Here is a 25,837-nt window from a genome sequence, read left to right as displayed (position 1 = left end):
CAGAAATACTCGGGTGAATCGATATGAAATTAACAACGTTATATTCATTTTTGAATGAGGATATTGATTTAATAGAAAAAGAGTTGGAAAAGACCGTACACTCCGACTACCCTTTGCTGAGCGAAGCCAGCCTGCATTTATTGCAGGCCGGGGGCAAACGGATCAGGCCGGTGTTTGTCCTGCTCAGCGGCATGTTCGGAGAATACGACATCAACAAAATTAAAAATGTCGCCGTTTCATTGGAATTGATGCATATGGCTTCGCTCGTTCATGATGATGTCATTGACGATGCAGAGCTGAGAAGGGGAAAGCCGACAATTAAGGCGAAATGGGATAATCGCATTGCGATGTACACGGGCGATTATTTGTTTGCCCGCTCGCTTGAATCCATGACCAAAATAAACGAACCGAAGGCGCACGAAATTTTGTCCCAGGCGCTCGTTGAAGTTTGTCTTGGAGAAATTGAACAAATCAAAGATAAATATAATATGGAGCAAAACCTCAGAACTTATTTAAGACGGATCAAGCGGAAAACGGCGCTTTTGATCGCGGCGAGCTGCCAGCTCGGAGCCATCGCCGCCGGAGCAGGCGAAAACATTCATCAAACACTGTATTGGTTTGGCTATTATGTCGGAATGTCTTATCAAATCATCGACGACATTCTGGATTTTACGTCAAGCGAAAAAGAACTCGGCAAACCGGTCGGAGGGGATTTGCTGCAGGGAAACGTGACGCTTCCTGTGCTGTATGCGCTGAAATCTCCTGAATTAAAGGCGCGGCTTAAGCTGATCAACAGTGAAACCACTCCCGAACAGATCAAACCGGTAATCGAAGAGCTGAAAAAAACCGATGCCATTGAACAATCGTTTAAAGTCAGTGAAATGTATTTGGACAAAGCGTTCCGCCTGCTTGAAACGCTCCCGAAAAACCGCGCAAGAACAGCTTTGGGACAAATTGCGAAGTACATTGGGAAGCGAAAATTTTAGACAAATGAGTCAAAAGTATGAATATTCTCCACCCTTTATTGATTAATTGTTTGAAAAATGTTATATTTCCGATGTAGTGTTGAAAGCCTATACATAACAGTGGGGTGGAGAATCGATTATGGAAAAAACCTTTGTAATGGTAAAACCTGATGGCGTTCAGCGCCAGCTAATCGGCGATATTTTGGCTAGATTTGAACGTAAGGGCTTACAATTGATCGGAGCCAAGCTGATGAACGTCTCGGAGGAGACAGCCGGTGAGCATTATAAAGAGCATAAAGAAAAACCGTTTTTTGGTGAGCTTGTTGACTTTATTACGTCAGGCCCTGTTTTTGCAATGGTATGGAAGGGCGAAGACGCAATTGCGGTAAGCAGGCAGCTGATCGGCAAGACGAACCCTAAAGATGCGCTGCCCGGCACGATTCGCGGGGACTACGGCATGATTGTCGGCAAAAACATCATTCACGGTTCAGATTCTCCTGAAAGCGCAGCACGTGAAATCAGTTTGTTTTTTAATGAAAATGAACTGATTGAAGAAGAAAAATTAATGAATCAATGGATCTACTAAAATCAGCTGAAAAGCTGATTTTTTTTACATGGAAAAAAACGCCTTTCTCCTTACCGGGAAGCGGGCGTTTTTTGATTTAAAACATACAAATTGTGATGAAAACAAGCTATAATGATACACATATCAGCATGAATGGATTAGGAGAGAAAAAATGGATAATTACAGCTTCTTCGTCGATAAATGGAAAAAAATAGCAGGTGTAGATTTAGCTTTGTATAAAGAGGCTCAAATGAAACGGAGACTGACATCTCTTTACGAAAAAAAAGGATATAGCGATTTTCGCGAATTTGCGATTGCGCTAGAAAAAGATGATCATCTTCTTCAAGAGACGTTAGACAGAATGACGATCAATGTTTCTGAATTTTACAGAAACTATAAAAGATGGGATGTGCTCGAAAAAACGATTCTTCCGTTATTAAAGCCGTCCAAAACACTGAAGGTCTGGAGCGCGGCTTGTTCAACGGGGGAGGAGCCGTACACGCTGTCAATGATTTTGAGCCGTCAAACATATCTGACAGACTATGAAATTATCGCCACAGACATCGATGACAAAGTGCTGGCAAAAGCCAAGGAAGGCATCTATCAGGAAAGGTCGCTTCAGGAAGTGCCAAAAGAGATGAAAGATCAATATTTTATACAAAACGGCAGCCGCTTTACCGTAAAAGATGAAATCCGGAAGAACATCCGCTTTCAAAAGCACAATTTATTGGCGGACTCCTATGAAAAAGATTTTGATATTATCGTATGCCGCAATGTACTGATCTACTTTACAGAGGAGGCGAAAGAAACGATTTACCGCAAGTTCGGCCAAAGCTTAAAGAAGAACGGGGTTTTGTTCGTCGGAAGCACAGAGCAAATCTTTAATCCCGACAAATATGGCTTTCAATCAACAGATACATTCTTTTATCAAAAAAGTTAGCTGACTTTTTACGAAAAAATGTGTTATAGTTTTACTTAAAAGCGTTAATGTGATGAAGGGAGAACGAAAGCATGAGGTATTTAACAGCCGGTGAATCTCACGGTCCGCAGCTTACGACAATTATTGAAGGAGTCCCAGCAGGGCTTCATATCACAAAAGAAGACATTGATTACGAGCTTCAGAGACGGCAAAAAGGCTACGGCCGCGGACGCCGGATGCAAATTGAAAAAGATCAGGCCCGGATCACAAGCGGCGTAAGGCACGGCCGTTCTTTAGGGTCTCCGATCGCCCTTGTCGTTGAAAACAAAGATTGGACCCACTGGACGAAAATCATGGGATCAGAACCGATCACAGAGGAAGAACAAAGCGAAATGAAACGCCAGATTTCACGGCCAAGACCCGGACACGCCGATTTAAACGGCGCGATTAAGTACGGGCACAGGGATATGAGAAACGTGCTTGAACGTTCTTCTGCAAGGGAAACAACCGTCCGGGTGGCGGCGGGAGCAGTGGCGAAAAAGATCTTGTCACAGCTTGGCATTCGAGTGGCCGGACATGTCTTGGAAATCGGCGGGGTAAAGGCCGAGCATACAAATTACACATCAATTGAAGATTTGAAAAAAGTGACGGAAGAGTCGCCTGTCAGATGCTATGACGAAGAGGCGGGCAAAAAAATGATGGCTGCGATTGATGAAGCAAAAGCAAACGGTGATTCCATCGGCGGGATTGTCGAAGTCATCGTCGAAGGGGTTCCCGTTGGCGTCGGCAGCTATGTTCATTACGACCGTAAGCTTGACAGCAAGCTGGCTGCCGCTGTTTTAAGCATCAATGCCTTTAAAGGTGTTGAATTCGGCATCGGCTTTGAAGCCGCGCGAAAAAACGGCAGCGAAGTCCATGACGAAATCATTTGGGATGAAGAAAAAGGATACACGCGGGCAACGAACCGCCTCGGCGGACTCGAAGGCGGAATGACGACAGGGATGCCGATTGTCGTCAGAGGCGTCATGAAACCGATCCCGACTTTATATAAGCCGCTGAAAAGCGTCGATATTGAAACAAAAGAACCTTTCAGCGCCAGCATCGAGCGCTCTGACTCATGCGCCGTCCCGGCTGCGAGCGTCGTTGCTGAAGCAGTCGTGGCATGGGAAATCGCCAATGCGATCGTCGAGCAATTCGGGGTCGACCAAATGGACCGCATCGCTGAAAACATTGAAAAGATGAGAAAACTTGCGAGGGATTTTTAATGAAATCACTTCAAATCGAAACAGCTTCACTGTCTTATCCGGTTTTTATCGGCGGAGGCATTAGGAAAAACGCGGATGAGCTTCTGTCATCCTTGGACCTGCCGATGACAAAACTGCTTCTGATTACCGACGAAGAAGTAGATAAACGCTATGGAGAAGAGCTGCTCAATCTTCTCGAAAGCAAATGGCCCGTTAAAAAAGTGGCTGTGCCAAGCGGGGAACAAGCCAAGTCGATCGATATGTTCATGAAGCTGCAGACGGAAGCGATCGAGTTTCATCTTGACCGGTCTTCCTGCATCCTCGCCCTCGGCGGAGGAGTTGTCGGCGATCTTGCGGGATTTGTGGCTTCGACTTTTATGCGGGGCATTGATTATGTTCAATTTCCGACGACTCTGCTTGCTCATGACAGTGCAGTCGGCGGAAAGGTGGCCATCAATCATCCGCTCGGCAAAAATTTAATCGGCGCTTTTCATCAGCCAAAAGCGGTGGTCTATGATACGGAATGCCTTGGGACGCTGCCTGAAAAAGAAATGAGATCAGGGCTGGCGGAAGTCATCAAACACGCGTTTATCCATGACGAAGCGTTTTTACATGAGCTTCTCAAGATCAAATCAATAGATGCGATCACAAATGAACAGCTGAATGATATGGTGTATAAGGGCATTTCGATCAAGTCTGCGATCGTTTCACAAGATGAACGGGAGGCAGGAATCAGGGCCTATTTAAACTTCGGCCACACGCTGGGTCATGCTGTTGAAGCAGAATACGGATATGGTAAAATCACCCACGGTGATGCCGTTGCATTGGGGATGCAGTTTGCCCTGTTTGTCAGCGAAAAAGTTCTGAATTGCCCGCTTGACCGCAGGCAGATTACAAGCTGGCTGAAACAGCTCGGCTATCCGGGAGAGGTGAAGCTGGATACGTCAACAGAAGCGCTCATCAGCCGGATGCTGAACGATAAAAAAACGCGCGGAGGCATCATTCAATTTGTCCTGCTTGACCGGATAGGCAGTGTGAGACTGCATTCCTTTACGGCAAAAGAGATAGAACGATGGCTGAATATGTGGAGATTGGAGGGAGGCGAATGATGATTCGCGGTATTCGGGGAGCGACTACAGTAGAGCAGGACACGGACAAGGACATTACGACAAAAACAAAACAGCTGATTGAAAAAATGATCATCGAAAACAAGATCAAACCTGAACAAGTAGTCCAGATCTTGATATCCGCCACTTCCGATATTCATGCGGCCTTTCCTGCCAAAGTCGTCAGAACCTTTGACGGCTGGCAGCACGTCCCGGTCATGTGCATGCAGGAAATGGATGTGGAACACGGCCTTAAACAGTGCATCAGGGTCATGATGACCGTGCAGACTGAAATGCGCCAGGATGAAGTCCGCCACGTGTATTTGGAAAATGCAGTAACTTTGAGACCTGATTTATCATTGACAAAAAAGACTGAATTGTAATACGATTGTAGCAACCTTAGAAATACACAGGAGTGTGTATATAGGTTTTACAACTAAAGCTGAGATTGAGATTAGGGTAGTTTGAGAATGAGTGTAGATGAGCTGAGACAAAACGTTTATGAATTCTACCCAAAAGACTGATGTTCTTTTGGGTTTGTTTATTTTTACCGCAAATTTTACATCTGAATTTTTACCTCTCAAGCTTTCCCTCATTCTCCTCCGCCTGTTCAAAAGGAGTGAGAAACGATGAGTGTTCAACACGATTTTTCCTCGTTTATGGAGGATGCTTCGCATTTTAAAACAATTCCCATTATCGAAAGTTTTTCCGTTGATACGCTGACGCCCATTCAAATGGTCGAGAAGCTGAAAGACGACATTGTGTATTTGCTGGAAAGCAAAGATGATTCCTCCGCATGGTCGAGATATTCTTTTATCGGGCTCGATCCGTTTTTGACCATCAAGGAGGAATCCGGACAGTTCCACGCCTGCGGAAAAGGCATGAAAAAGCTTTTCACCGCGCCGCAGTTGAAAGAAGTCCTGGAATGGATGTCTGGCACATGCCTTATTAAGACGCCTGAGCTTGAGATCCCGTTTTCAGGAGGGGCGGTTGGATATTTAAGCTATGATGCCATGCCTCTGATCGAACCATCAATCCCCGCGCACCAAGGGGAAACAAACATGGATAAATGTCTGCTGTTTGTCTGCCGGACAATGATCGCCTATGACCACGAACAGAAAAAGCTGCATTTTATTCATTATGTCAGGCTGAACGGCGGGGAAACGGAGAGCGAAAAAGCAGAGGCCTATCATGCCGCCAAAAAAGAGCTGAAAGAGCTCATACACAGGCTGTCAGACCGAAAAACGGCAAAGGAGCTTTTTCTCCCGCAGGGCCGTCATGACGAGCCAAGCTTTGAACATGTCCGGTCCACATATGAGAAGCCGCAGTTTTTGCAAGATGTCGAACGTCTGAAAGAATACATCAAAGCGGGTGATATCTTTCAGGGTGTGCTTTCCCAAAGGTTCGATATTCCTGTAAAGGTCAGTTCCTTTGAATTATACAGAGTGCTGAGAATGGTCAACCCGTCTCCTTACATGTACTATATCAGGCTGCCGGACCGGGAGCTTGTCGGAAGTTCGCCGGAACGGCTGATCCATGTGCAAAACGGACACCTTGAAATCCATCCGATCGCCGGAACGAGAAAAAGAGGCATTGATCAAGCTGAAGATGAACGTCTGCAGAAAGAGCTTTTGGCAGATGAAAAAGAAAAAGCGGAACACTATATGCTTGTCGATTTGGCGAGAAATGATATCGGCAGGGTGGCCGAATACGGGTCTGTCAATGTGCCGGAGTTCACAAAAATCGTGTCATTTTCCCATGTCATGCACATTATTTCGATCGTGACAGGGACTTTAAAAGCCGGCGTACATCCGGTCGATGCCTTAATGAGTGCATTTCCGGCCGGTACATTGACGGGCGCTCCCAAAATCAGGGCGATGCAGCTTTTAAACGAGATGGAGCCCGAGCCGAGGGAAACATATGGGGGCTGTATCGCCTATATCGGATTTGACGGCAATATTGACTCCTGTATTACGATCCGGACGATGAGCGTCAAGGACGGGGTCGCTTCAATCCAGGCGGGCGCCGGAATCGTCGCCGACTCCGTACCCGAAAAGGAATGGGAAGAGACGTGCAATAAAGCGGGGGCTTTGCTCAAAACGATCCAAATCGCCGAAGAGATGTTTCTTGAAAAGGGGGAGGACGGCTATGAACGAACTGCTGAAATCTTGCGTTAACGGAAGGACGATGAACGAAGCAGAAGCGTACGAGATCATGCATTTGATGATGAACGGCTCTTTGAGCGACGCGGAAATCGGCGGACTGCTCTCCATTCTTGCCCACCGCGGAGAAACGGTTGAGGAAGTAACAGGCTTTGTCAGGGCGATGCGGGAGAAGGCTTTTGCAATAGAGGGCCCAGAACATGTCGTCGATACGTGCGGAACGGGAGGAGACGGAATATCCTCCTTCAATATTTCAACTGCAGCCGCGATTATTGCCTCGGCGGCAGGTGCCAAAATCGCCAAACACGGCAACCGTTCAGTATCCTCGAAAAGCGGCAGCGCCGATGTGCTGGAATATCTCGGGGTTTCCATCCAGACGACGCCCGAGGAAACAAAACGAAGCATTGAGCGGCTGAACATGGGGTTTTTATATGCGCCAAGCTATCACTCTTCAATGAAGCATGTGGCTGGGGTAAGGAAAGATCTCGCCTTTCGGACGGTGTTTAACTTGCTCGGTCCGCTCAGCAATCCGATGAAGACCAAGCGCCAGGTCATCGGCGTATACTCAATCGAAAAGGCGAAGCTGATGGCCGGCGCTCTGGAATCATTTGAACCGGAGCATGTGCTATTTGTTTCAAGCCGCGACGGCCTTGATGAGCTTTCGATCACATCGCCCACAGACGTCATAGAGCTGAAAGACGGCCAAAGATTTGAATATACCGTTGAGCCGGCCGACGTCGGGCTGCCGCCGGGCGCGCTAAGAGACATTCAAGTTGGGACGCCTGAAGAAAGCGGCCGTCTCATCCTGAACATTTTGCGAAACAACAGCTCTGATTCCGCCCTTCACATCGCCGCCTTAAACGCGGGCGCGGCATTGTATGTTTCAGGCCGGGCATCCGGCCTGAAAGAAGGCGCAGCCGCAGCTCTGGAAACGATCAAAAGCGGAGAAGCGCTCAAACAGCTGGAGCGATTAAAACAGGAAGAGGAAGAGATATATGCTGAATCAAATCATTGAAAGAAAGCGGGAAGACCTTTTGGATATCGTGCTGCCGGAGGACGCGAATCTGCCAAAGCGCTCATTCAAGGATGCGCTTCTTTCGCCGAATCGCTTTATCGCCTTGATTGCCGAAGTGAAAAAAGCTTCACCTTCAAAAGGGGTGATCCAAGAACATTTTCAGCCGGAAGAGATCGCTAAAGCGTACGAGCGGGCAAAAGCCGATTGTCTGTCCGTTCTGACGGATGGACCGTTTTTTCAAGGGAAAAATGCCTATTTGACATCAATCAAACACAAGGTTTCCCTGCCTGTTTTGCGGAAAGACTTTATCATCGATTCCATTCAGGTCGAAGAATCAAGGCGCATCGGAGCGGATGCAATCCTGCTGATTGGCGAGGCGCTTGAGCCGTCAAAGCTTTATGAACTGTATGAAGAGGCCGTTCAAAAAGGCATGGATGTGCTTGTTGAAGTTCATGAAGAAAAGACGCTTGAAGGTATTTTGAACATGTTTACGCCTGAGATCATCGGCGTGAACAATCGAAATCTGAAAACCTTTGAAACTTCCGTCAGGCAGACGGAGCGGATCGCTGCGATGATCCCCGAAGGAGCCGTTCTTGTCAGCGAGAGCGGGATCGGCAAAACCGAAGATCTGTCGTTTGTGAAAAACTGCGGGGCCAAAGCTGTTCTCGTCGGGGAATCCCTGATGAAAGAACCGTCGCAGCAGCAGGCGGTCCATGCCTTGTTTGGAGAAGAAAACGATGAATAAACCGAGCTTAAAATATTGCGGGATTCATTCTTTCGCAGATTTGAAGGTGACAGCCCGTTCCAAAGCGGACTATCTTGGTTTTATTTTTGCGGAAAGCAAGCGGGCCGTGAATCCAGCTGACGTAAAAAGCTGGTGCGGGCAAATCGCTACCGCAGGAAAAAAGCTTGTCGGCGTTTTCGTCAATGAGAATGCCGGCCGCATTGCTGAGATTGCCGAAGCTCTACCATTGGATGTGATCCAGTTGCACGGCGATGAGCAGGTAGAAGACATCAAACGGCTGAAATGCATAACAGATTGTGAGATTTGGAAGGCGCTTCATCACGAAAGAGGAACTGTCGAAACTATGGAAGCCTTCGCCCCATATGCAGACGGGTTTGTGATCGACTCATCTGTCAAAGGGATGAGGGGAGGAACCGGCGTGTCATTTTCATGGGAAAGCGTCCCTTTATACAAAGAGGCTGCGGCCAAAGAAGGGAAGCGCTTGTTTATCGCAGGAGGCGTCAATCCTGATAGCATAGCAGCGCTCTTAAACTGGCAGCCTCCGGGAATTGATCTCGCAAGCGGAATCGAAGATAAAGGTCAAAAAAGCGAAAAGCTCATCAACCTTTTAGAAGAGAGGATGTACAATCATGTATTCATATCCGAATGAACAAGGCAGATTTGGCGACTTTGGAGGGAAATTCGTTCCCGAAACATTGATGCAGCCTTTGGAAGAAATAGAAAAAGCGTTTCATAAACTAAAGGATGACCCTTCATTTAAAGACGAATATAAAAAACTATTGTTTGATTATTCCGGACGTCCGACAGCCCTGACTTTCGCCGATCAGCTGACAAAGCAATTGGGCGGAGCCAAAATATATTTGAAGCGCGAGGATTTAAACCATACCGGCGCCCATAAAATCAACAATGCACTCGGGCAGGCCCTGCTTGCTGCGAAAATGGGGAAAACGAAGCTCATCGCTGAAACAGGCGCCGGCCAGCACGGAGTCGCCGCGGCAACCGTTGCTGCAAAGTTCGGCATGTCATGCATCGTTTTTATGGGAGAGGAAGATGTTGCAAGACAGTCGCTGAACGTTTTCCGCATGAAGCTTTTGGGGGCAGAAGTCGTTCCGGTCTCAAGCGGAAACGGAACATTAAAAGACGCGACAAATGAAGCGATTCGATACTGGGTCCAGCACTGCGAGGATCACTTTTATATGATCGGATCAGTTGTCGGTCCCCATCCATATCCTTATATTGTCCGTGAGTTTCAGCGCATGATCGGCGATGAAGCGAAAGCGCAGTTTTACGAAGCGGAACAAAAGCTTCCCGACAAAGTGATGGCCTGTGTCGGAGGAGGAAGCAATGCGATCGGGATGTTCAGCTCATTTATTGAAGAGCCTGTTGAGCTGATCGGCGTTGAAGCCGCGGGAAAAGGCACCGGCACTGCGCTTCATGCGGCGACCATTACAAAAGGAACGAAAGGGGTCATCCACGGCTCCTTGACGTATTTGCTTCAAGATGAGTACGGCCAGATTATCGAACCATATTCTATATCAGCCGGACTCGATTATCCGGGAGTCGGACCGGAACACGCCCATCTCCATCAGATCGGCCGCGTCCGGTACGAAGCGGTGACAGACGATGAAGCGGTAGCGGCTTTAAAGCGTCTGGCGGAGACGGAAGGAATACTGCCGGCGATCGAGTCGGCGCATGCTTTGGCCAAAGCGTTCGAACTCGCAAAGGATATGGATAAAGAGAAAAGTATTCTGGTTTGCCTTTCAGGCAGGGGAGACAAAGATGTCCATACCTTAATGAAGGTATTGGAAGAAGAGGTGGATAAAGATGTTCAATCTGAAAAATCAGCCGTCCGATAAGTTATTTGTTCCATTTATTACAGCAGGCGATCCGCTGCCTGAGGTGTCGGTCGAATTGGCAAAATCCCTTCAGGTGGCCGGGGCCTCAGCTCTTGAAATCGGAGTGCCGTATTCTGATCCGCTGGCCGACGGTCCCGTCATCCAGCGGGCTTCGAAGCGCGCTCTCAACAATGACATGAATATCGTAAAAGCGATCACGCTTGGCGGGGAAATGAAAAAAAACGGCGTCCAGATTCCGATTATCCTCTTTACGTATTACAATCCTGTGTTACAATTAGATACAAATCACTTTTTCGCTTTACTGCGACAAAATAACATAGACGGACTTCTGATACCGGATCTGCCTTTTGAAGAAAGCGTATATTTGCAGCAGGAATGCAAAAGACAAGGGATCACGTATATTTCCCTCGTTGCACCGACAAGCGAAAGCCGCATCAAGAAAATCACACAGCAGGCCGAAGGGTTTGTGTATTGTGTATCTTCGCTCGGGGTGACAGGTGTGCGCAATGAATTCGCTGATTCTGTTTCTTCATTTGTCCGATCTGTGAAAGGGATGAGTTCCGTCCCTGTCGCTGTCGGCTTTGGGATTTCCAGCTCTAAACAAGTGGAGATGATGAATGAACTGTGCGACGGCGTTGTCGTAGGGAGCGCTCTTGTCAGAAAGATCGAGGAGCTGAAAGACGATCTCATCTGTCCTGAGACAAGAGAGCAGGCCTTAAAAACATTTGAAGAATACGCGAAAACGTTCAGCGTATCGTACATGGTAAAATGAGGTGACAGAAAGTTGCAAATCAAAGAACAGTTAAAGCAGTTGAAGCCTTACCAGCCCGGCAAACCGATTGAAGAAGTCAAAAAAGAATTTAATCTGGATACGGTTGTAAAGCTCGCTTCAAACGAAAACCCGTTCGGCTGTTCAGAAGCGGCAAAAGAAGCCCTCCAGACTGAAATTCAGCAAATGCAGCTTTATCCCGACGGCTACAGCGCAGCTTTAAGAACAAAGCTTGCCGGACATCTCGGTGTAAATGAAACAAACATCATTTTAGGAAACGGCACAGACGAAGTCATTCAAATCATTTCCCGTTCTTTGCTGGACCCCGGCACAAACACGGTGATGGCCAATCCGACATTTTCGCAATACAAACACAATGCGGTCATCGAAGGCGCAGAGGTACGGGAGGTCGGCCTGCTTGAAAACGGCTGCCATGACCTTGATGCCATGCTTGAGGCAATCGATGATAAGACTAAGGTCGTCTGGGTCTGCAGCCCGAATAATCCGACAGGGACATATGAGCCGGAGCAGAAACTGATCCGTTTTATTGAAAGGGTCCCTGAGCACGTCCTTGTGGTTGTCGATGAAGCCTATTATGAATATGTAAGCGCAGAAGACTATCATGAAACCATCCCGCTGTTGAAGCGCTACCCGAATCTGATGATCCTCAGAACGTTTTCAAAAGCGTACGGTCTGGCGGCCTTAAGGGTCGGCTACGGCATCGCTTCAGAACAGCTGATCCGGTCAATCGAGCCGGCAAGACAGCCGTTTAACACAAACCGGCTTGGCCAGGCTGCCGCGCTTGCCGCGCTGGGCGATCAGGCGTTCATTGAAGAATGCGTCAGAAAAAACGGAGAAGGGCTTAAGCAGTATTACGATTTCTGCGCTGAGCACGGGCTGGATTACTATCCTTCACAAACAAACTTTGTCCTGATCGATCTTAAACGAAATGCAGACGAATTGTTCCAGGCGCTGCTCGAAAAAGGCTATATCGTCAGATCAGGGAACGCTCTCGGCTTTCCTACCTGTCTCAGGATATCAGTCGGAACGAAAGAGCAAAACGAAGGATTTTTAAAAACTTTAGCTGGCATGTTGTAAGAGGTGATGTGAGATCACCTCTTTAGTCTATTGAATAGGTGATAAAGATGACTCAACCGAATGAAACGATATTATTGGCCGGATTAGGCTTAATCGGCGGTTCCATTGCTCTCGCCATTAAAAAAGAGCATCCCGGAAAGCGGATCATCGGGTTTGACGTATCTGAAGAGCAGGTGAAAGCCGCACAGAAGCTTGGCGTCATCGACGAACCGGCCGCTTCTTTTGCGGAAGGCATTGAAAAAGCGACAACGGTTATTTTAGCGGCTCCAGTAGAGCAGACGCTGCATATGCTTGATGAAATTGCCGCGTCCGGCCTGAAGAAAAAAATGCTGATTACCGATGTCGGCAGCACGAAACAGAAGGTTGTCGCCCATGCGGAAAACGTCCTGCCCGAAGAGTATCAGTTTGTAGGCGGCCATCCGATGGCAGGCTCCCATAAATCGGGCGTGGCCGCTGCAAAAGAGCTGTTATTTGAGAATGCATTTTATATATTGACTCCGGCCAGGTCTGTTAAAAAAGAAGCGGTTGCGGCTTTAAAGGAACTGTTAAAAGGGACGAACGCAAAATTTGTGGAGATGTCTCCCGACGAGCACGACGCCGTCACGAGCGTGATCAGCCATTTTCCGCATATTGTGGCCGCCAGCCTCGTTCACCAAACGGTCAAATTCGAGGACCAGTACCCGCTTGTCAAACGTTTTGCGGCCGGAGGATTCCGCGATATCACGAGAATCGCTTCCAGCAGTCCGGCGATGTGGCGGGATATTCTTTTGCATAATAAAGAAAAAATTTTAGAACGGTTTGACGAATGGACGCTTGAACTGGACAGAATCCGGTCTTTTGTTAAAAATGAAGATGCAGACGGGTTATTTGAATTTTTTCGGGAAGCAAAGGAATACCGGGATGGGCTGCCATTGCGGCAGAAAGGAGCGATTCCTTCCTTTTACGATCTTTATGTCGATGTCCCCGACCATCCGGGGGTCATTTCGGAAATTACGGCGATTCTCGCCGACGAACAGATCAGCATTACGAACATCCGGATTATCGAAACAAGAGAAGAGATAAACGGGGTTCTCAGAATCAGCTTTCAATCTGACCAAGATCGCAAACGTGCTGAAAAATGCATTCAAACCCGCGCCAAATATGAGACATTTTACGCTGATTGAGGTGGAACACATGAAAAGAGGAAAAGTCAATTCATTACAAGGAGAACTTCATATTCCGGGAGACAAATCCATCTCCCATCGATCTGTGATGTTCGGCGCCATTGCCGAAGGGAAAACGGTGATTAAAAACTTTTTGCCTGGAGCAGACTGCTTGAGCACGATCGACTGCTTCAAAAAAATGGGTGTTGAAATCGAACAGGACAACAGCAATGTGACGGTTTACGGGAATGGCCTGGATCAGCTGTCTGAGCCAAGCGAACTCTTGGATGTCGGAAATTCCGGAACTACAATCAGACTGATGCTCGGCATTTTGGCCGGACGTCCGTTTCACACCACGGTAGCGGGAGACGACAGCATCGCCAAACGCCCGATGAAGCGCGTAACAGATCCGCTTCGGCAAATGGGCGCGAAAATTGACGGCCGTGCCGGAGGCGAATTTACGCCGCTTTCCGTCCGGGGCGGAAATTTGACTGCGATCGATTTTCAATCGCCTGTTGCCAGCGCGCAAATCAAGTCAGCCGTCCTCCTCGCCGGGCTCCAGGCCAGCGGCACCACGACGGTGACAGAGCCCCATAAATCAAGAGACCACACAGAACGGATGCTGTCCATGTTCGGCGTTACGCTTGAGGAAAGCGAAACCTCTGTTTCGATTGCCGGAGGGCAGACGTTAAAGGCGGCCGATGTATTCGTCCCCGGAGATATTTCTTCAGCGGCATTTTTCCTTGCGGCAGGATCGCTTGTGCCAAACAGTGAAATCGTTCTGAAAAATGTCGGCTTAAATCCGACAAGAACGGGAATCATCGACGTCCTTGAAAAAATGGGCGCAAATCTCGAAATTGAACCGAAAGACACTGGAAGCGGTGAGCCTTACGGCGACTTGAAAATCAAGACCGCGTCCTTAAAAGCTGCGGAAATTTCGGGCGATTTGATTCCGCGGCTCATCGATGAGATTCCGATTATCGCCCTTCTTGCGACCCAGGCGGAAGGTACGACAGTGATCAAAGACGCAGCAGAATTGAAAGTAAAGGAAACAAACCGCATCGATACCGTTGCATCAGAACTGAAAAAGCTCGGCGCGCATATCGAACCGACTGAAGACGGCATGAAGATTCACGGAAAAACACCTTTGACAGGCGGAGTGGCTGTATCAAGCCACGGTGACCACCGTATCGGCATGATGCTCGGGATTGCCGCTTGCATCTGTGAATATCCGATCGATATATCCCGTCCGGAAGCTGTCAGCGTATCATACCCGACGTTTTTTGACCATATCGAAAAGCTGGCCCAAAAAGCCTGAAGCTGCTCTGCTTCAGGCTTTTTCGCCCCTTAAAAAGCGGGCACATAAAACGAAGGTTTCCGGCATAGCTTGTCTTAAAGAAGCAAATCCGCTTTTATTTGCGGCTATATGAAGGCAACATATTTGCCGGAAGACGCCCGGGTGAATTATGATAATAACTAACTAAAATCATTTTGCCGGATCAGAATCACCGGCAATGATTTGACGAAAGAAAGGGACGTTCAGAATTGAATACTTCGATCCAAGAAGCCATAAAATTAGTTGAAGCAGGCCACACTGAAAGCGGATTGAAAAAGCTTGCCGATATCGAGCCTGCCCTTCATGATGAAGACAAAGCGATAGCAGCGCAGCTGTATTACGAATGGGGGATTGTCGACAGAGCCATCGCCATCGTCAGCGACTTACACGAGCTTTATCCGGGAGAAACAGAGCTGACATGCTTTTATGCCGAGCTCCTCATCGAAACCGATCAAGAAGAAAAAGCGCTCCGCATATTGGAAACGATTCCGGAGACAGACAAGGCATTTCCGGAAAGCCTGCTTTTGATGGCTGATCTGTACCAGATGCAAGGGCTGTTTGAAGTCAGTGAGCAGAAACTCCTGAAAGCGAAAGCCCTTTTGCCGGAAGAGCCAGTGATCGATTTTGCTTTGGGAGAGCTTTACTTTACCCAGGGAGCCTACGGCAAAGCGGTAAGCCAGTTCAAAAAAGCGGTCCGTGCAGAGGCTGTCATCGGGGGCGTCAATGTTTACCAGAGGCTCGCCGAGTCATTGAGCACGTCGGGAGAGTTTGAAGAAGCGCTGGAATGGTATGAAAAAGCCGTCCAGGAGAATCCGGAACCCAATACATTGTTTGGCTTTGGTTTTACCGCTTTGAAAGCGGGGTATCCTAAAACTGCGATCAAACAATTGACAGAGCTCAAACAACTCGATCCGGCCTACTCCTCGCTTTATAAGCCTTTGGCAAACAGCTATGAAGAAGAAGGGCTTTATGAAGAAGCATTTGAAACAGCAAAAGAAGGAATCCGCGTAGACGAATACAATAAAGAACTGTATCTCTCTGCCGCAAAAATGGCTTTAAAAACAAAAAGGCCTTCTGAAGCGAAGGATCTGCTTCAAGAGGCGCTCGCCCTTGACCCCGGCTATATTGAAGCCGTTCACACCCTGCTTTCTCTTTATCTTGAAGAAGAAGATTTTGAGAGTATCATCGATCTCGTCGAAGAGGTCCGCAAATACGGTGAAGATGACCCGAAATTCAGCTGGTTTCTTGCTTCGGCATTTGCCGGTCTGGAAGAATATGAAAAGGCACGCGGGGAATATGAGGCCGCATGTTTGAATTATCAGGAAGACGGGGATTTTCTTTACGAATACGCGCTTTTCTTGCTTGAAGAAGGAAGGCGGAAGGAAGCTTTGCCGCTATTGAAAAAAATCGTTGAGCTTGACCCCGCAAATGAGGAAGTCCATGAGATGATTTTCAGAATCGAAGATGAAAATTCCTTTGAATAAGCAGGATATGCTCGGTTTGTGTGGAATTATTAAAGTAATACACAAGATGCGATAGAGGAGGGAATAACATGCAGACCCCTGTTTCTGTCAATGAAAAAAAAGATTTTATCCGCTGGTTTTTAAACCATTATCAGCTAAAACGTAGAGAGTGTGTATGGATTCTAAATTATTTAATGAGCCATGACTCGTTGATGGAAAAAGTACATTTTGTCGAGCAGGCCGAATTTTGCCCGAGGGGCATTATCATGTCCACCCACTGCGTCGAAGAAGTGCCTTTTCGTTTTTATAAAGAAAATGTGATGACGACAGATGCAGAAAAATCATTTCATGATATCAGGCTGAATAAGCAGCAGGATCTGTTTATCCAGCTGAATTTCCGCTCAGCCTACAATTCGCCGGAATACGCGGCAGTGCTTGAAGCCAACCCTCATATTCCGAAAGACCTATACGAAAATGAAAAAGACAAAATGATCGCCGAGCAGATTTTGGAGCACTCCATTTCGACTTTTCAGAGACAAAAACTGCTTCGCGAAATAGATGAAGCGCTTGATCGCCAAGATAAAGAAAGCTTCGAAAAACTGGCAAAACAACTGAGTCAGTTGCAATAATCCCGCCGCCACAAGCCTTGCCAACCGCAAGGCTTGTTCAGCGAGGGAAGCGCTGTCATATAAAGGGGGCCTCCATGTGAAATGGAATACGCATGATGCAGATGTTTACTTGAATGCCAAGGAGTATATCGACACGGCGGTCATTCCGCTGATATCGGTCCAGCTGGGAGATCAGTTTAAATCGGCCGTCTCAAAAGGGGAATTTACGGTCCTGCTTGCCGAAGAGCTTGAAAGGCAGCTGAAGGGCCGCGTCTATTTGTTTCCTCCTTATACATATCTGGAAGCTGATGAAAAATCGGCGCGGGATCTCGCTGCAGTGAAAGAAATGGCTGAAAAGCATTTTCGGCACACCGTGTTCCTGACGACGGATGAGCGCTGGAAGCAAACGCTCAAAGATGAGCAAAAACTGCTGTGGATTCCCGTGCTGCCCCTCGAACACATGAAAGATTCACTGAAGCAGAAGCTCCTTGATGACCAAATTGAGCAAATATTGAACATTTTGTTACAATATTGGAACTCTTAATAAAAACACTTACATTTCCTTAGTTTAATGATTTTGGCAATGTTGACCTTCCTAAAATATTGATATATTATGAGGGTGTCCTAGTTTCATGATTTTTCTATTTCAGTTATATTGTAGCTGGGGACTTGAGGGGGGATATGAAGATGAGCGAAAACAGACATCGGGTATCCAGACGTCAGTTTCTAAACTATACGCTGACAGGCGTCGGCGGTTTTATGGCGGCGGGAATGCTCATGCCTATGGTTCGCTTCGCGCTCGATCCGGTTTTAAGACCGACTGAGGATCAGGACATGGTTCAGGTTGTAAGCGTTGACGAGCTGACAAATGAACCGCAGCGCTTTGACTTCAAGATCAAACAAGTGGATGCCTGGTACGAATCAGAAGAATCGCGGTCGGCGTGGGTTTTCAAACATGGGGGAGAAATCGTAGCTTTATCTCCGGTTTGCAAGCATTTGGGGTGCACGGTTAACTGGAACAGCGATCCAAAAAATCCGAACAGGTTTTTTTGTCCGTGCCATTACGGGCTTTATGAAAAGGATGGTACCAATGTACCCGGAACTCCGCCGCTTGCTCCTCTGGATCACTATGAGCAAGAGGTTAAAAACGGCTATCTTTACTTAGGAAAAGCCAAGCCGAGGAAGGATGGGTGATCATGCTAAACAAAATTTACGACTGGGTGGATGAACGGCTGGACATCACGCCGCTTTGGAGAGATATTGCCGACCACGAAGTTCCTGAACACGTGAATCCCGCTCACCATTTTTCGGCATTCGTGTACTGTTTCGGGGGATTGACGTTTTTTGTAACAGTCATACAGGTGCTTTCCGGCATGTTTTTAACAATGTATTATGTTCCCGACATTAAAAATGCCTGGGAATCGGTTTATTATCTGCAAAACGAAGTAGCATTCGGGCAAATTGTAAGGGGCATGCACCACTGGGGAGCAAGCCTGGTCATCGTGATGATGTTCCTTCACACGCTGAGAGTCTTCTTCCAGGGGGCATATAAAAAGCCGAGGGAGCTCAACTGGATTGTCGGCGTGCTGATCTTCTTTGTCATGCTCGGCTTAGGGTTTACAGGCTACCTGCTGCCATGGGATATGAAAGCCCTGTTTGCGACAAAGGTAGGTCTGCAGATTGCTGAGGCGACGCCGCTCATAGGTCCGGAAATTAAAACGCTGCTCGCCGGTCATCCGGATATCGTCGGCGCTCAGACGTTGACGCGCTTCTTTGCCATACACGTCTTTTTCCTGCCAGCCGCTCTGTTCGGACTCATGGCCGCACACTTTATTATGATTCGCAAGCAAGGAATTTCAGGGCCGCTGTAAGCGAGTGACATAAAAAGAAGGAGGGGATGGCATGAAAAGGGGAAAAGGAATGAAGTTTGTCGGAGATTCGAGGATACCGGCGGAGAGAAAACCGAATATTCCAAAAGATTATTCGGAATTTCCGGGAAAAACGGAAGCGTTCTGGCCGAACTTCCTGTTGAAAGAGTGGATGGTCGGGGCGGTTTTCCTGATCGGTTTTCTTGTGCTGACCGTCGTTCACGAGCCTCCGCTTGAGCGGATGGCTGATCCGACAGATACCGGTTACATACCTTTGCCGGACTGGTATTTTCTATTTTTGTACCAATTGCTAAAATACGAATATGCCGCTGGGCCATATACGGTGGTCGGAGCCATTGTCATACCGGCCATCGCGTTCGGATCGCTTTTATTGGCGCCGTTTCTCGACAGGGGCCCAGACAGAAGGCCGTTTAAACGTCCTGTTACCGTCGGGCTGATGCTTCTCGCGCTGTCAGCTACGGTTTTCTTAACATGGCAGTCCGTCGTCACCCACGATTGGGCCGCTGCCGAAGAACAGGGGAAAATCAAGGAAGAAGCCGATATTGATACAAGCTCTAAAGGCTATAAAATCTATCAGGAGCAAGGCTGTATTTCCTGCCATGGCGACAACATGCAGGGCGGGGCAGCCGGACCGTCTCTCGTCGATAGCGGCTTATCTCCGGAAGAGATCGCGAAAATCGCCAAGGAAGGAAAGGGGCAGATGCCTGCCGGCGTGTTTAAAGGAAACGATAAACAGCTGAAAGAACTGTCCAAATTCATTTCGGAAACGACTGCAAAGTAAAAGATATTGTCAAGATGCCCAAGGAAAGATATACTCTTGATGAGAGCTGAAGCTGGCGCTGGGTCAGCCTTTGAGGCTGTCGACAAAGTCGACGGCCTCTTAAAATTGCAGCGCTCGTTTTTCCGCGCTGCATGAGGGCTTAAAAACACGTTCTCATCAGGCCGTTCCCGGCGGCAATGGTGGGAAGCTGACAAGGCGCCAGCCTTTTGTATTTAAAGAGACTGTGAGTTGATAGCGGTGAAATGGATTTTGTACATACTCGGGCAAAGATCGGTACTCGTCTTGCTTCTGGCCGTGAATTTTTTAGGGACGGTGTATGGATACTACTGGTATCTGCCTCAGCTGATGGACACGCCCGCAAAATTTTTGATCTTTGTTCCAGACAGCCCGACGGCGACTTTGTTTTTTTTATTTGTTCTTTTGGGTTTTCTTCTAAAGCGAAATTCTGCTTTATTTGAAGCGCTCGCCCTCGTTACGCTCGTCAAATACGGGCTCTGGGCGGTCGTCATGAATATTCTCGTGCTTGTGACGGCGGGAAGTCTGCATTGGACGGGCTATATGCTGATTGCGTCGCACTTTGCCATGGCAGTGCAGGGTGTGCTGTATGCGCCGTATTACCGTTTTAAGGTTTGGCATTTGGCGGCAGCCGCGATTTGGACGCTTCATAACGACGTCATCGATTACCTGTTTCAAATGATGCCGAATTATTCGATGCTTGATCAATATATGCCGCAGATCGGCTATTTTACGTTTTGGCTGAGCATCGCTTCGATCGGGCTGGCGTATTATCTTGTCCTGTCCCGGAAGGCGTTTAAGCTGTAAGCTTTGGACAACAATCTTGGTCTAACCTTGTCCTTCCCTTCATACTCTGTAATAGAAGGAGTGGGAGGGACCGTAAATGATACGAAAGGTGATCCTTTGTATGCTGATCGGGCTTGCTTTTCCTGCAGGCGCATTGAAAGCCGGCGGTGACTCGGCAGCCTTGCAGGAATTGAACGAGCTGTCCGATACGGTATTCCAATTAACAAGGCAGGCACAATACGAAGAAGCTGTCCAGATTCTTCATTATTTCGAAGACAGGCTGAAAGCCGCTGAACACGGCGGAGCGGAAGACGTGATGACCGGGGCGCAAATCCGCCAGGTCGATCTTGGCTATCGCGATGTCCTGAAAAGCCTTGAAAGCGAAGGGACGGAGCAAAAAGACAAGCTGAAGGCAGCCGCACAATTCAGGATGCTGATGGACGCCATTGAATCAGATCATGACCCGCTTTGGGGTTCGCTGAAAAAGCCGATCATGAATTCGTTTAAAGCGTTGAAAGCCGATGTTCAAAAGGATGACAGCTTGACATTTCAAGAAGAATGGAATCATTTCTTATCATTGTATGATACGATATATCCAAGTTTAATGATCGATGTTTCGCCAAAGCAATTAAAAAGCGTTTCAAGCCATATTGAAGTGGTCGAAGACGGGGGCTTTCAGCAAATGACGGAAAGCAGCAAGCTTGAAAGGCTGACGATGCTGGAAAAGGATTTGGAAGCTGTATTTAATCAAGTGGAAGAAGATGACGCAGACCCCTCGCTTTTATGGGTCATCCTGACAACGGGAAGCATCATCCTTTCCACACTGACATATGTCGGATTCAGAAAGTATAAAGCAGAAGGGGACAGGCGCAGGAAAAGGGAAAATGATTGGCCGAAATAAAAAAGAAGCTCTGCGTGCCGCGGGCTTCTTTTTCTTTGAATGAATCAGCGTGAAATAGGGTTCTTATTTTCGTCTAGTGTAAAGCCTTCTCCCAATACATCGTGAACATCGCTTACCGCAACAAATGCATGGGGATCGACTGAGGTGATCACATTTTTTAAAAGGACTACTTCATTTTTCGGGACGACGCAGTACAGCACATCGCGCTCAGCTTTTGTATATGACCCCTGGCCTTTTAATATCGTAACCCCGCGCTCCATTTCTTCGATGATTTTGCGCTGAATCTGTTCGTTTTTATCGGAAATGATAGTGGCTCCTTTTGCTGCGTATCCGCCTTCCTGCATAAAGTCTATTACTTTCGAGGCGACAAATACGGCTACGAGCGTGTACATAGCTTCTTTATAGGAAAGGTAAAAAATAAGCGATAATGTAATGACACAGGCATCAAATACGAACATCGCTTTGCCCATAGGCACATGAAAATATTTGTTGATCAGCCGCACGATAATATCGACGCCTCCGGTTGTGCCGCCGTATTTGAAGATGATTCCCAGCCCCGTGCCGATAAAAACCCCGGCGAACAGCGCTGCGAGCGCAAGGTCATGCTGAAGCGGCATGTGGATCTGAAAGCGCTGGAATATCCATAAAAACACGGACAAGCTGACAGTTCCGAGAATGGTATACAAAAAAACCGTTCTGCCGAGCAGCTTCCAGCCGATAATAAAAACCGGAATGTTTAAAACCAGGTTGGATATGGAAGGATCGATATGAAACAGGAAATAAAGCAGCAGGGTGATTCCCGTAAAACCGCCTTCCGATAAATTGTTTTGCATATTAAAATGAACAAGTCCAAAAGAAAAAATAGCGGCGCCTGCCAATATAAACAAGACGTTTTTCATTCTGATGTCTCCGGCCATAAAAAAACCCCTTTCCTTCCATAAGCTGGCGTTAATATTATAGTGTATCCCATTTTAAACAGCAAACCCGTTTTAAACATTTGTCAAACTTGTTTGAATTCGCTAACATGTAAGAGATGACAGGAGGTTTTGCCGAATGACGAAGGAAAAAACGATGAAAGATATACAGCGCGAGGTTGATGAATATATCGGCCAGTTTAAAGAAGGGTATTTCAGCCCGCTTGCGATGATGGCCAGGCTGACAGAGGAACTCGGCGAACTGGCGAGGGAAATCAATCACCACTATGGAGAAAAACCCAAGAAAAAAACGGAAGCGGAAAAAAAGATCGAAGAGGAACTCGGCGACGTGTTATTTGTTTTAGTTTGTTTAGCCAATTCACTTCATATATCATTAGATGAAGCGCACGATATGGTCATGGAGAAATTCAGCACCCGTGACAAAGACCGCTGGACACGAAAAGAACAAGGAAAGTAGAGGAGATTCATATGTCAAAAGAAACGATCAAAATTGTCATAGCCGGACCCCGGGGGAGAATGGGAAGCGAAGCGGTCAAGCTTGTAGAGGACACCGCTCATTTTGAACTCGTGGGGGCGATTGACCGTACATATAACAGGAAGAAACTATCAGAGGTTTTAGCCTGCCGCTCTGAAGCGGCCGTATATACAGACATACACGAATGCTTTTCAGAAACAGATCCGGATGTCCTGATTGATTTGACAACACCTGAAATCGGCAAAGTCCACACGAAAATCGCGCTGGAGCACGGAGTCCGTCCTGTAGTCGGAACGACCGGATTTTCGGAAAGCGATCTGAACGAACTGATGGAGCTGACGGACGAAAAAGGAATCGGTGCGATCATTGCGCCAAACTTTGCTCTTGGAGCCGTCTTGATGATGAAATTTTCACAGATGGCGGCCAACTATTTTACCGATGTCGAAATCATTGAACAGCACCATGATCAAAAGCTTGACGCCCCGAGCGGAACAGCCTTGAAAACGGCGGAAATGATCTCGGCTGTACGGGAAGCAAAACAGCAGGGGCATCCCGATGAAAAGGAAATTCTGCCGGGAGCGAGAGGGGCCGAACAAAACGGAATCCGTCTCCACAGCGTCCGCTTGCCGGGATTAATCGCCCATCAGGAAGTGATGTTCGGAGGAGACGGGCAAACGCTGAAAATCCGCCATGATTCTTATAACCGCGCATCTTTCATGTCAGGTGTGAAACTGGCTGTTGAACAAGTGATGAAAATTGATCAGCTTGTCTACGGCCTGGAAAATATAATCGCTTAATACAAAAAGGGGGAAACCGCTTTGAAAATCGCTTTAATCGCCCATGACCGAAAAAAACAGGATATGATTCAGCTGGCGACGGCCTATCAAGACATTTTAAAAAAGCATGAATTGTTTGCAACGGGAACGACCGGACTGAAAATCATGGAAGCGACTGATTTGTCCATCGTGCGCCTTCAATCGGGGCCGCTCGGCGGAGATCAGCAGATCGGCGCATTGATTGCGAAAAATGAAATCGATCTTGTCATCTTTTTGAGAGACCCGTTAACGGCTCAGCCGCATGAGCCTGATGTTTCAGCATTGATCCGCTTATCTGACGTATATTCAATCCCGCTTGCGACCAATATGGGGACCGCAGAAATTTTAATCAGGTCTCTTGAAGAAGGCGCTTTTGAGTTTAGAAAGCTTGTGCATGGCAGGGATCAAGATGCTTGATATACTGGCGTTCGGTGCACATAGCGATGATGTGGAAATCGGCATGGGAGGAACCATTGCGAAATATAGTAAAAAAGGGTTCCGAATTGGCATTTGCGATTTAACAGAGGCTGAACTGTCATCAAACGGAACAGTCGACACGAGAAAAAGCGAAGCGGCGCTGGCGGCCGAAATCTTGGGCGCCAGCCCGCGCGTATCCCTCGCGCTTCCCGACCGCGGCCTGTTTGTAAATCAAGCGGCGGTCAGAGAAGCTGTCACCGTTATCCGGAAGTATAAACCGAAGCTTGTGTTTGTACCGTATCAAAAAGATCGGCACCCGGATCACGGACACGCGGCGGAGATCGTCGAAGAAGCGGTTTTTTCCGCCGGAATACATAAATATCAAGATGCAGAAGATCTGCCGGCTCATAAAGTGCAAAACATGTATTACTATATGATCAACGGCTTTCATAAACCTGAATTTGTCATCGATATTTCCGATACGATGGAGCAAAAAACAGCCGCTCTCAGAGCATACAAAAGCCAGTTCAGCCGCTCGGAGCATTCGGTGGAAACACCGCTGACAAACGGATATATCGAAACTGTCGAAGCCAGGGAAAAACTTCTCGGAAAAGAAGCGGGCGTCACATATGCTGAAGGTTTTTTTTCAAAACGGACGCTTCTGTTAAACAATGATCTATTTGGGGGCTGATGATGAAAAAATTAAAAATCGGAATCACATGTTATCCGAGTGTCGGCGGATCGGGAATCATCGCGACCGAACTCGGCAAACTGCTTGCGGAAAGAGGACATGAAATTCATTTTATTACGTCCAGTGTCCCGTACAAGCTGAATAAAGTATATTGCAACATTTATTTTCATGAGGTTGAAGTCAACCAATATGCCGTGTTTAAATATCCGCCCTATGATTTGGCATTGGCCAGCAAAATGGCGGAAGTGGCCAAACGGGAACAGCTTGATATTCTTCATGCCCATTATGCTGTGCCTCATGCGGTTTCTGCGTTTTTAGCGAAGCAAATGCTGGGGGGAGATATCAAAACCGTTACGACGCTGCATGGCACAGATATCACGGTGCTCGGCTATGATCCGTCTTTAAAGGATTTAATTAAGTTCGCGATAGAATCATCCGACCGCGTGACGGCCGTATCATCGGCTCTCGCTGCTCAGACGTATGATTTAATTAAACCGAACAAAAAAATAGACACGATCTACAATTTCGTCGACGAGCGGGTTTACATCAAGCAGGACCGGCATGTATTAAAAGAACAGTACGGCATTTCCGCTGATGAAAAAGTGATCATCCATGTGTCGAATTTCAGGCGGGTCAAACGTGTGCAGGATGTCATTCATGTCTTCAGCCGGATTGTCAGCCAAATGAAAGCAAAGCTTCTTCTCGTCGGCGACGGTCCGGAAATGTCCGTCATCTGCCAGCTTGTCAGACAGCTTGGCCTGGAAGATAACGTCCTTTTTTTAGGAAAGCAGGACAGCGTGGAGGAGCTTTATGCGATCAGCGATTTGAAGCTTCTTTTATCTGAAAAGGAAAGCTTCGGCCTTGTTCTGCTCGAAGCCATGGCCTGCGGCGTTCCCTGCATCGGAACGAACATCGGAGGCATCCCCGAAGTCATCAAAGACGGAATCAGCGGTTTTTTGGTCAATGTAGGCGATGTGGATGATGCTGCTGAAAAGTCGCTTCAACTGTTGACGGATGACGCACTGCACCGCCGCTTTACAGATGCGGCGCTGAAAAACATCATGGAACAGTTTTCTTCCAGCAGCATTATCGGACAATATGAGGATATTTATCATCAATTAATAGAACTGGGAGTGTGA

Annotated in this window: 29 protein-coding genes; 28 read left to right on the top strand and 1 reads right to left on the bottom strand. The window is 47.5% G+C overall.

Annotated elements, in window-relative coordinates:
• Window positions 1-23: 23 nt before the first annotated feature.
• The 23 genes from hepT to ypjB all read left to right on the top strand — a co-directional run bounded on the left by hepT (window position 24) and on the right by ypjB (window position 21,365).
• Complete coding sequence (gene hepT / locus BTR1S_RS07745) at window positions 24-986, top strand: heptaprenyl diphosphate synthase component II (protein ID WP_006636409.1); 963 nt, start codon at window positions 24-26, stop codon at window positions 984-986.
• A 115-nt stretch (window positions 987-1,101) separates the two neighbouring features.
• A complete protein-coding gene (ndk, locus tag BTR1S_RS07740) occupies window positions 1,102-1,551 on the top strand; it encodes a nucleoside-diphosphate kinase (protein ID WP_173400952.1) in 450 nt (149 codons plus the stop codon).
• A gap of 151 nt (window positions 1,552-1,702) precedes the next feature.
• Complete coding sequence (locus BTR1S_RS07735) at window positions 1,703-2,470, top strand: CheR family methyltransferase (protein ID WP_029418344.1); 768 nt, start codon at window positions 1,703-1,705, stop codon at window positions 2,468-2,470.
• 71 nt (window positions 2,471-2,541) lie between these two features.
• On the top strand, window positions 2,542-3,714 hold the full coding sequence (aroC, locus tag BTR1S_RS07730) for a chorismate synthase (protein WP_029418345.1): 1,173 nt from the start codon (window positions 2,542-2,544) through the stop codon (window positions 3,712-3,714).
• Window positions 3,714-4,802, top strand: a complete 1,089-nt coding sequence (gene aroB / locus BTR1S_RS07725) for a 3-dehydroquinate synthase (RefSeq protein WP_029418346.1) — start codon at window positions 3,714-3,716, stop codon at window positions 4,800-4,802. The genes aroC and aroB overlap by 1 nt, the downstream gene beginning before the upstream one ends.
• Complete coding sequence (gene aroH, locus BTR1S_RS07720) at window positions 4,799-5,182, top strand: chorismate mutase (protein WP_006636404.1); 384 nt, start codon at window positions 4,799-4,801, stop codon at window positions 5,180-5,182. The genes aroB and aroH overlap by 4 nt, the downstream gene beginning before the upstream one ends.
• A 246-nt stretch (window positions 5,183-5,428) precedes the next feature.
• Entirely contained in the window at window positions 5,429-6,976 is a 1,548-nt protein-coding gene (trpE, locus tag BTR1S_RS07715) for an anthranilate synthase component I (protein WP_029418347.1), read from the top strand.
• On the top strand, window positions 6,948-7,976 hold the full coding sequence (gene trpD / locus BTR1S_RS07710) for an anthranilate phosphoribosyltransferase (protein ID WP_006636402.1): 1,029 nt from the start codon (window positions 6,948-6,950) through the stop codon (window positions 7,974-7,976). Before trpE ends, trpD begins: the two co-directional genes overlap by 29 nt.
• On the top strand, window positions 7,957-8,721 hold the full coding sequence (gene trpC, locus BTR1S_RS07705; RefSeq protein ID WP_006636401.1) for an indole-3-glycerol phosphate synthase TrpC: 765 nt from the start codon (window positions 7,957-7,959) through the stop codon (window positions 8,719-8,721). Before trpD ends, trpC begins: the two co-directional genes overlap by 20 nt.
• The gene (locus BTR1S_RS07700; protein WP_006636400.1) at window positions 8,714-9,370 is read left to right on the top strand and encodes a phosphoribosylanthranilate isomerase; all 657 of its coding nucleotides are present in this window, start codon (window positions 8,714-8,716) and stop codon (window positions 9,368-9,370) included. The genes trpC and BTR1S_RS07700 overlap by 8 nt, the downstream gene beginning before the upstream one ends.
• Entirely contained in the window at window positions 9,351-10,577 is a 1,227-nt protein-coding gene (gene trpB, locus BTR1S_RS07695; RefSeq protein ID WP_029418348.1) for a tryptophan synthase subunit beta, read from the top strand. The genes BTR1S_RS07700 and trpB overlap by 20 nt, the downstream gene beginning before the upstream one ends.
• A complete protein-coding gene (gene trpA, locus BTR1S_RS07690) occupies window positions 10,546-11,349 on the top strand; it encodes a tryptophan synthase subunit alpha (RefSeq protein WP_029418349.1) in 804 nt (267 codons plus the stop codon). Before trpB ends, trpA begins: the two co-directional genes overlap by 32 nt.
• A gap of 12 nt (window positions 11,350-11,361) precedes the next feature.
• Window positions 11,362-12,444, top strand: coding sequence for a histidinol-phosphate transaminase (hisC, locus tag BTR1S_RS07685; protein WP_006636397.1), 1,083 nt, complete (start codon window positions 11,362-11,364; stop codon window positions 12,442-12,444).
• Between the two features lie 47 nt (window positions 12,445-12,491).
• On the top strand, window positions 12,492-13,607 hold the full coding sequence (locus BTR1S_RS07680; RefSeq protein ID WP_006636396.1) for a prephenate dehydrogenase: 1,116 nt from the start codon (window positions 12,492-12,494) through the stop codon (window positions 13,605-13,607).
• Window positions 13,608-13,617: 10 nt separating this feature from the next.
• Entirely contained in the window at window positions 13,618-14,904 is a 1,287-nt protein-coding gene (gene aroA / locus BTR1S_RS07675) for a 3-phosphoshikimate 1-carboxyvinyltransferase (protein ID WP_029418350.1), read from the top strand.
• Between the two features lie 227 nt (window positions 14,905-15,131).
• Window positions 15,132-16,406, top strand: coding sequence for a tetratricopeptide repeat protein (locus BTR1S_RS07670; RefSeq protein ID WP_029418351.1), 1,275 nt, complete (start codon window positions 15,132-15,134; stop codon window positions 16,404-16,406).
• 68 nt (window positions 16,407-16,474) lie between these two features.
• On the top strand, window positions 16,475-17,014 hold the full coding sequence (locus BTR1S_RS07665; protein WP_006636393.1) for a ReoY family proteolytic degradation factor: 540 nt from the start codon (window positions 16,475-16,477) through the stop codon (window positions 17,012-17,014).
• Between the two features lie 76 nt (window positions 17,015-17,090).
• On the top strand, window positions 17,091-17,537 hold the full coding sequence (locus BTR1S_RS07660) for a YpiF family protein (RefSeq protein ID WP_029418352.1): 447 nt from the start codon (window positions 17,091-17,093) through the stop codon (window positions 17,535-17,537).
• Between the two features lie 143 nt (window positions 17,538-17,680).
• A complete protein-coding gene (locus BTR1S_RS07655; protein WP_006636391.1) occupies window positions 17,681-18,187 on the top strand; it encodes a QcrA and Rieske domain-containing protein in 507 nt (168 codons plus the stop codon).
• A gap of 2 nt (window positions 18,188-18,189) precedes the next feature.
• On the top strand, window positions 18,190-18,864 hold the full coding sequence (qcrB, locus tag BTR1S_RS07650; RefSeq protein ID WP_006636390.1) for a menaquinol-cytochrome c reductase cytochrome b subunit: 675 nt from the start codon (window positions 18,190-18,192) through the stop codon (window positions 18,862-18,864).
• A 31-nt stretch (window positions 18,865-18,895) separates the two neighbouring features.
• The gene (locus BTR1S_RS07645; RefSeq protein ID WP_006636389.1) at window positions 18,896-19,663 is read left to right on the top strand and encodes a menaquinol-cytochrome c reductase cytochrome b/c subunit; all 768 of its coding nucleotides are present in this window, start codon (window positions 18,896-18,898) and stop codon (window positions 19,661-19,663) included.
• Between the two features lie 237 nt (window positions 19,664-19,900).
• The gene (gene lhaT, locus BTR1S_RS07640) at window positions 19,901-20,485 is read left to right on the top strand and encodes a lipoprotein heptaprenylglyceryl N-acetyltransferase LhaT (protein WP_029418353.1); all 585 of its coding nucleotides are present in this window, start codon (window positions 19,901-19,903) and stop codon (window positions 20,483-20,485) included.
• Between the two features lie 76 nt (window positions 20,486-20,561).
• A complete protein-coding gene (ypjB, locus tag BTR1S_RS07635; RefSeq protein ID WP_029418354.1) occupies window positions 20,562-21,365 on the top strand; it encodes a sporulation protein YpjB in 804 nt (267 codons plus the stop codon).
• Window positions 21,366-21,409: 44 nt separating this feature from the next.
• Here ypjB and BTR1S_RS07630 read toward each other — a convergent pair whose 3' ends face one another.
• Entirely contained in the window at window positions 21,410-22,282 is an 873-nt protein-coding gene (locus BTR1S_RS07630) for a YitT family protein (protein WP_006636386.1), read from the bottom strand.
• Between the two features lie 136 nt (window positions 22,283-22,418).
• Here BTR1S_RS07630 and BTR1S_RS07625 point away from each other — a divergent pair, with 136 nt between their 5' ends.
• Genes BTR1S_RS07625 through bshA form a run of 5 tightly spaced genes read left to right on the top strand, consistent with a single transcriptional unit; the run spans window position 22,419 to window position 25,837 of the window.
• Window positions 22,419-22,757, top strand: a complete 339-nt coding sequence (locus BTR1S_RS07625; RefSeq protein WP_006636385.1) for a nucleotide pyrophosphohydrolase — start codon at window positions 22,419-22,421, stop codon at window positions 22,755-22,757.
• An 11-nt stretch (window positions 22,758-22,768) separates the two neighbouring features.
• A complete protein-coding gene (dapB, locus tag BTR1S_RS07620; RefSeq protein ID WP_006636384.1) occupies window positions 22,769-23,572 on the top strand; it encodes a 4-hydroxy-tetrahydrodipicolinate reductase in 804 nt (267 codons plus the stop codon).
• Window positions 23,573-23,593: 21 nt separating this feature from the next.
• Complete coding sequence (mgsA, locus tag BTR1S_RS07615) at window positions 23,594-24,007, top strand: methylglyoxal synthase (protein WP_006636383.1); 414 nt, start codon at window positions 23,594-23,596, stop codon at window positions 24,005-24,007.
• Window positions 24,000-24,698 carry a bacillithiol biosynthesis deacetylase BshB1 gene (gene bshB1 / locus BTR1S_RS07610; RefSeq protein ID WP_006636382.1) on the top strand — a complete coding sequence of 233 codons (699 nt, stop codon included), beginning with the start codon at window positions 24,000-24,002 and terminating at the stop codon, window positions 24,696-24,698. The genes mgsA and bshB1 overlap by 8 nt, the downstream gene beginning before the upstream one ends.
• A 2-nt stretch (window positions 24,699-24,700) precedes the next feature.
• Window positions 24,701-25,837 carry an N-acetyl-alpha-D-glucosaminyl L-malate synthase BshA gene (gene bshA / locus BTR1S_RS07605; protein WP_006636381.1) on the top strand — a complete coding sequence of 379 codons (1,137 nt, stop codon included), beginning with the start codon at window positions 24,701-24,703 and terminating at the stop codon, window positions 25,835-25,837.

The organism is Bacillus sonorensis NBRC 101234 = KCTC 13918 (genome assembly GCF_001592005.1).
Lineage (GTDB): Bacteria > Bacillota > Bacilli > Bacillales > Bacillaceae > Bacillus > Bacillus sonorensis.
Note: the sequence above shows the minus strand (reverse complement) of the source record. Positions and strands in the feature narration are given on the sequence as shown.

What these genes read in the sequence shown, in the direction of transcription:
- BTR1S_RS07625 (WP_006636385.1), top strand. Translation starts at nt 22,419, where the DNA reads ATGACGAAGGAAAAAACGATGAAAGATATACAGCGCGAGGTTGATGAA.
- aroC (WP_029418345.1), top strand. Translation starts at nt 2,542, where the DNA reads ATGAGGTATTTAACAGCCGGTGAATCTCACGGTCCGCAGCTTACGACA.
- trpD (WP_006636402.1), top strand. Translation starts at nt 6,948, where the DNA reads ATGAACGAACTGCTGAAATCTTGCGTTAACGGAAGGACGATGAACGAA.
- BTR1S_RS07655 (WP_006636391.1), top strand. Translation starts at nt 17,681, where the DNA reads ATGAGCGAAAACAGACATCGGGTATCCAGACGTCAGTTTCTAAACTAT.
- BTR1S_RS07680 (WP_006636396.1), top strand. Translation starts at nt 12,492, where the DNA reads ATGACTCAACCGAATGAAACGATATTATTGGCCGGATTAGGCTTAATC.
- trpA (WP_029418349.1), top strand. Translation starts at nt 10,546, where the DNA reads ATGTTCAATCTGAAAAATCAGCCGTCCGATAAGTTATTTGTTCCATTT.
- BTR1S_RS07630 (WP_006636386.1), bottom strand. Translation starts at nt 22,282, where the DNA reads ATGGCCGGAGACATCAGAATGAAAAACGTCTTGTTTATATTGGCAGGC.
- BTR1S_RS07645 (WP_006636389.1), top strand. Translation starts at nt 18,896, where the DNA reads ATGAAAAGGGGAAAAGGAATGAAGTTTGTCGGAGATTCGAGGATACCG.
- aroA (WP_029418350.1), top strand. Translation starts at nt 13,618, where the DNA reads ATGAAAAGAGGAAAAGTCAATTCATTACAAGGAGAACTTCATATTCCG.
- bshB1 (WP_006636382.1), top strand. Translation starts at nt 24,000, where the DNA reads ATGCTTGATATACTGGCGTTCGGTGCACATAGCGATGATGTGGAAATC.
- qcrB (WP_006636390.1), top strand. Translation starts at nt 18,190, where the DNA reads ATGCTAAACAAAATTTACGACTGGGTGGATGAACGGCTGGACATCACG.
- ypjB (WP_029418354.1), top strand. Translation starts at nt 20,562, where the DNA reads ATGATACGAAAGGTGATCCTTTGTATGCTGATCGGGCTTGCTTTTCCT.
- aroB (WP_029418346.1), top strand. Translation starts at nt 3,714, where the DNA reads ATGAAATCACTTCAAATCGAAACAGCTTCACTGTCTTATCCGGTTTTT.
- BTR1S_RS07735 (WP_029418344.1), top strand. Translation starts at nt 1,703, where the DNA reads ATGGATAATTACAGCTTCTTCGTCGATAAATGGAAAAAAATAGCAGGT.
- trpB (WP_029418348.1), top strand. Translation starts at nt 9,351, where the DNA reads ATGTATTCATATCCGAATGAACAAGGCAGATTTGGCGACTTTGGAGGG.
- trpC (WP_006636401.1), top strand. Translation starts at nt 7,957, where the DNA reads ATGCTGAATCAAATCATTGAAAGAAAGCGGGAAGACCTTTTGGATATC.
- dapB (WP_006636384.1), top strand. Translation starts at nt 22,769, where the DNA reads ATGTCAAAAGAAACGATCAAAATTGTCATAGCCGGACCCCGGGGGAGA.
- aroH (WP_006636404.1), top strand. Translation starts at nt 4,799, where the DNA reads ATGATGATTCGCGGTATTCGGGGAGCGACTACAGTAGAGCAGGACACG.
- bshA (WP_006636381.1), top strand. Translation starts at nt 24,701, where the DNA reads ATGAAAAAATTAAAAATCGGAATCACATGTTATCCGAGTGTCGGCGGA.
- hepT (WP_006636409.1), top strand. Translation starts at nt 24, where the DNA reads ATGAAATTAACAACGTTATATTCATTTTTGAATGAGGATATTGATTTA.
- trpE (WP_029418347.1), top strand. Translation starts at nt 5,429, where the DNA reads ATGAGTGTTCAACACGATTTTTCCTCGTTTATGGAGGATGCTTCGCAT.
- BTR1S_RS07700 (WP_006636400.1), top strand. Translation starts at nt 8,714, where the DNA reads ATGAATAAACCGAGCTTAAAATATTGCGGGATTCATTCTTTCGCAGAT.
- BTR1S_RS07665 (WP_006636393.1), top strand. Translation starts at nt 16,475, where the DNA reads ATGCAGACCCCTGTTTCTGTCAATGAAAAAAAAGATTTTATCCGCTGG.